The following is a 1,242-nucleotide window of genomic DNA, read 5'->3' on the forward strand; positions in this document are numbered from 1 at the left end:
GTGCTTGCACTTTCTGATTCTGAGACGCTCAATGAATCAGAAACCGATTGGCTCGTTGAGATTGAAGCGCTTGTGCTTTGTGATTCAGAGACTGACGTTGAGATGGACTGACTCGTTGAAACTGAGGCGCTTGTGCTTTGCGAGTCAGAGACTGACGTTGAGACGGACTGACTCGTTGAAACTGAGGCACTTACCGACGCTGAAACTGAAGTTGAGACTGACTGACTCGTTGATACTGAGGCACTGGTACTTGATGACTCGCTGAGTGACATTGATTCACTGGTTGAGACTGACGCACTTAATGAAGCGGAAACAGAAGTTGAGACTGACTGGCTCGTTGAAACTGAGGCACTTGTACTTGATGACTCGCTGAGTGACATTGATTCACTGGTTGAGACTGAAGCACTTAATGACGATGACAATGAGTTAGATACTGACTGACTCGTTGAAACTGAAACGCTCGTACTTGATGACTCACTGAGTGACATTGATTCACTGGTTGAGACTGACGCACTTAATGACGATGATAATGAGTTAGATACTGACTGGCTCGTTGAAACTGAAGCACTGGTACTTGATGACTCACTAAGTGACGTTGACTCACTTGACGAAACTGACGCACTTAATGACGATGACAATGAGTTAGATACTGACTGACTCGTTGAAACTGAGGCACTGGTACTTGCTGACTCGCTGAGTGACATTGATTCACTTGACGAAACTGACGCACTTAATGATCCGGATGTACTCAATGATGTCGAAGCAGACGTTGAGAGTGACTCACTTGTAGAAATAAAGCTTGATGCTGATTTCGAAATAGAATCAACTGTTGAAAGAATTGTCGAAATTGACGCACTAAATGCTTGTGACAAGCTTTCAAAAGCCGAAATACTCAATGAAGAAACCACTGAATTTGAAACAGATTGACTTGTTGAAACTGATGCACTTTCTGACGCTGAAAGAGAGTTAGATTCTGATTGTGATTCAGACACTGAAGCACTCTCTGACGCTGAAAGGGAATTGGATAAAGACTGTGACTCAGACACTGAGGCACTTTCTGATGCTGAAAGAGAGTTGGATTCCGATTGGGACTCACTTACTGAGGCACTTTCTGATGCTGAAAGAGAGTTGGACTCGGATTGTGACTCACTTACTGAAGCACTTTCTGAAGCCGAAATTGAGTTGGACTCGGATTGTGACTCACTTACTGAAGCACTTTCTGAAGCCGAAATAGAATTTGAC

2 pseudogenes are annotated in these 1,242 nt (G+C 43.8%); one reads left to right on the forward strand and one right to left on the reverse strand.

Going from position 1 to position 1,242, the window contains the following annotated elements:
* Positions 1-992: pseudogene (locus HSISS3_RS11995) on the reverse strand (accessory Sec-dependent LPXTG-anchored adhesin); the annotation flags it as partial.
* A 28-nt stretch (positions 993-1,020) separates the two neighbouring features.
* Between HSISS3_RS11995 and HSISS3_RS12525 the strand changes: the two are divergent.
* Positions 1,021-1,242 (forward strand): annotated as a pseudogene (locus HSISS3_RS12525) (hypothetical protein); the annotation flags it as partial.

This window comes from Streptococcus sp. HSISS3 (genome assembly GCF_000448605.1).
GTDB classification, from domain to species: Bacteria; Bacillota; Bacilli; order Lactobacillales; family Streptococcaceae; genus Streptococcus; species Streptococcus raffinosi.